Consider the following 3556-nt stretch of genomic DNA (forward strand, 5'->3'; position numbering starts at 1 on the left):
TCGACTAAGTAACGACCACCATCATATGCGCATCACGCAGGATCAACCGCTCAAGGAGCACAATACCTTCGGTCTCGATGTCCGAGCCGCCTTCTTCATCACCCTCGAGAGCGAGGAGGATGTGCGGACTCTGGCACGAGACGAGTACTTCCGCACTATGCCCTTCATCACCATAGGAGGGGGCAGTAACCTACTCTTCAATGGCGACTTCAAGGGCGCCGTCCTCCGCTATATCGGATCCGACGTCACAATCGTCTCGGAGGACGACAGCTCTGTCCGGCTCCGCGTGGAGGCGGGGAAGCAGTGGCACGAGCTGGTCACCGAGACGACGAAGAAGGGCTGGTGGGGGATCGAGAACCTCGCCCTCATCCCGGGCGACTGCGGTGCCGCAGCGGTGCAGAACATAGGCGCTTACGGGGCTGAGATCTGTGACGTACTCGACACGATCCACTATGTCGACCTGAGGGACGGCTCCACGCACGAGCTCCCCGCCTCGGAGGCGAAGTACAGCTATCGCCACTCGATCTTTAAGGAGGAGACCATGGTCTCTGCCGTCGTCACGGCAATCGAACTGAAGCTCTCCAAGGTCCCCAAGCCACGTCTGGAGTACAAGGGACTCAGCGGTCTGAGAGAGGAGCAAGACCTCACTCCCGCCCGTGTTGCTGAGGAGGTGACCGCCATTCGACAGTCGAAGCTCCCCGACCCCGCCGATCTACCCAATGCGGGATCATTCTTTATGAACCCCTTTGTCACCACAGAGAAGCTGGAGAAGCTGCAGATCGAGTACCCCGACGTACCGCACTACGACAGCGAGGACGGCACCCGACACAAGATCCCAGCTGCCTGGCTGATCCAGCAGGTGGGGATGAAGGGGTACCGAAATGGGAAGGTGGGGACCTACGACAAGCAGCCCCTCGTGCTGATCAACCACAGCCACGGCGAGTCCGCCGACATCAGACGGCTTGCTGACCTGATCATTGCTAAGGTGAATGAGCGCTTCGGGATAGAAATACGACCCGAGGTGCGGTATGTGCGGAGCATACTGATGCGCTCGGTCAACCAGATGATGGAGGAGTAGAGAGATATGGAGAAGAGTACACTCACCTTCCTCGGCACCGGTACCTCTCGCGGGGTACCACAGCTTGGGTGCCACTGTCCGGTCTGTCGGTCTACCGATCCGCGGGACAAGCGTCTGCGCTCCGCCGTTCTCCTCAGATCGGCAGGTCGACTGATTATGATCGATGTGGGACCGGACTTCCGCCAGCAGGGGCTTCGTGAGGATCTGGATCACCTGGACGCAATCTTTATCACGCACGAGCACTACGACCACATAGGCGGGATGGATGACGTGAGGGCTTTCTCCAATCACCACCACACTTTCCCCATCTTTGCCTTACCACGAGTGATCGATGCGCTTCACCGAGTGATGCCCTACTCCTTCGGACCGAAGAAGTATCCCGGTTCGCCCACACTGGAGCTCCACCCGCTCACTCCCGGGGAGCCTGTGGCAGACGAGCGCTATGCGGATGTGCTGCCTTTCTCCGTGCTCCACGGACAGCTCCCGATCCTCGGCTACCGCATCGGAGACCTCGCTTACATCACCGACTGCAAGACCCTACCCGAGGAGAGCTATGAGATCCTCAGGGGCATCCGCACATTGGTGATCAACGCTCTCCGGATCCGCGAGCACCCCTCACACCTGAGCTTCGACGAGGCACTACAGGTGATCCACCGCATCGGTCCGGAGCAGACCTATCTCACCCACATTGACCACGACTTCGGAACCCATGAGGAGATCTGCGCCCTCTGCCCTCCCGGCATCGCCCCCGCCTACGACGGTCTGACCATCGACCTCTGACACCTCGCCAATCAACGAAAGGAACAGACATAATCAGACAACTAAACTGATTCATAGCTATTGGGTTACACATTCCTGAATGTAATGCTCTGAAGAACTGTGTAACACGCTATAAGAAGAGGAATCAATAGAATCGCTATCGACGCTACTGCCGATGTTAGTAATGACCAATGCAGAACATAAAGGCAAAAGCTGGCGACGACGATGATGGTTGCGAATCCGGTGAAAAAACCGACCGGGAAGGGAATAGGATAATAGTCCGGAACAAGGTCGCAACCGCATTTATCACACTTGATCGTGTAACCATATGCATGTACAAGATAGGGCATACATATCCTTATGGACTGGCGATGTCCACAGTGTGGGCATCGTCTCGAGTCCTTACACCTCTTTACATTCATTTGAGTGCTAAGTAGAAAAACAACAGCCGCTTGGTCCGGTACTAAATGCTTCTTTAGGATTCTCGCATAGCCGATTTACTATGTGGCGCAGACCGCAGAAAACGCAATTTTGACCAGGAAGAGACAGAAAGAGACACAGAGAGACTCTCTGAGACAACTCAGACTGGCGGGGATGCTATATTTGCACCGCTGAATCTTCCGGATAAGTGAGGTGACTGTCGCTCAGCCGAAGTGAAGGGGTGGCAGCCTCTACTTCTCCTGCCACGTGCGTTCTACATCCTCTACCGGGTATTTCGCGCTGTAGGAGAAGACTCTTACGAGCGCACTACGATAAGCTGGTGGTGCAAACCGCGAGGGACGCTTCGTTTCCGCATCTTCTCAATGAGCTAAATGGTTTTCCGTATCACTCAGTACCCCTCAAGTACGTTACTGCTACCAGATCCTCAGAGAGCATAAAAAAGCAAGCGCAAGTAGAGAAAAACTCTGCTAACGCTCGCTCTGTTATCTATAGGCTGACTGAGGGTCAGCTCTAAGTCACTTTGCCTTAAGGACCTCCTGGACCATCTCGTTGGGGACCATCTGCTCCGAGAAGACATAAGCACCCGTCTTGGGGGACTTTACCATCTTCACTACCTTGGAGTAAGTACGGCCGTCACTGGCATGGAGGGTTGATATCGCTTTCTTTGCCATAATGTACTAGTCGATCTCTGTATTACTTAATCTCCTTGTGTAGGGTCATGCGCTTGAGGATGGGGTTGTACTTCATCAGCTCAAGTCGCTCGGTGGTATTACGCTTATTCTTCGTAGTGATGTAGCGTGATGTACCGGGCAGACCACTCTCTTTCATCTCCGTGCACTCCAGGATCACCTGGACACGGTTCCCTTTAGCTTTCTTGGCTTTCTTTCTCTTGGCCATATCGTGATTGATCTATCTATGCGGTTACAAAAAATCAGGGAAGGACTCTCACGGACAGTGCCTCACGCAGCATCACAAGTGAGGGGTAGTGGTCCAAAATCCTCTCGTCGGGTAATCTCAGGCCTTATCGGTAATGATGAAGTCGTCCAGATAACCCTTCGATGCAGCACTACGGAGCGCAGCATCCAGACCCACCTTATTAATCAGGCGGAGACCCTTGGCGGAGACACGCAGGTGTACCCAGCAGTCCTCCTCGGGCCAGTAAAACTTGCGGTTAAAAAGGTTGGCATTGAATGTCCTCCTCTCACTGCGGTGAGAGTGAGACACGCTGTTGCCCTTGATCGCCTTTTTGCCGGTCAGTTGACATACTCGTGACATAAT

At 54.5% G+C, this 3556-nt stretch carries 5 protein-coding genes; 2 read left to right on the forward strand and 3 right to left on the reverse strand.

Features of this window, described 5'->3' with window-relative positions:
* Together murB and Q0F21_RS06375 are read left to right on the forward strand one after the other, a co-directional pair.
* Nucleotides 1–1078, forward strand: a 1078-nt coding sequence (murB, locus tag Q0F21_RS06370; RefSeq protein ID WP_297238414.1) for a UDP-N-acetylmuramate dehydrogenase, incomplete at its 5' end; no start/stop codon positions are given.
* Between the two features lie 6 nt (nt 1079–1084).
* A complete protein-coding gene (locus Q0F21_RS06375; RefSeq protein WP_297238416.1) occupies nt 1085–1858 on the forward strand; it encodes an MBL fold metallo-hydrolase in 774 nt (257 codons plus the stop codon).
* Nucleotides 1859–2793: 935 nt separating this feature from the next.
* Here Q0F21_RS06375 and Q0F21_RS06380 read toward each other — a convergent pair.
* The 3 genes from Q0F21_RS06380 to rpmB form a co-directional block, all read right to left on the reverse strand.
* Nucleotides 2794–2949, reverse strand: coding sequence for a DUF4295 domain-containing protein (locus tag Q0F21_RS06380; RefSeq protein ID WP_018107830.1), 156 nt, complete (start codon nt 2947–2949; stop codon nt 2794–2796).
* A 22-nt stretch (nt 2950–2971) separates the two neighbouring features.
* Nucleotides 2972–3175, reverse strand: coding sequence for a 50S ribosomal protein L33 (gene rpmG, locus Q0F21_RS06385; protein WP_018107831.1), 204 nt, complete (start codon nt 3173–3175; stop codon nt 2972–2974).
* A 117-nt stretch (nt 3176–3292) separates the two neighbouring features.
* On the reverse strand, nt 3293–3553 hold the full coding sequence (gene rpmB, locus Q0F21_RS06390; protein WP_018107832.1) for a 50S ribosomal protein L28: 261 nt from the start codon (nt 3551–3553) through the stop codon (nt 3293–3295).
* Nucleotides 3554–3556 lie beyond the last annotated feature (3 nt).

It is taken from the genome of uncultured Porphyromonas sp. (genome assembly GCF_934359325.1).
Lineage (GTDB): Bacteria > Bacteroidota > Bacteroidia > Bacteroidales > Porphyromonadaceae > Porphyromonas_A.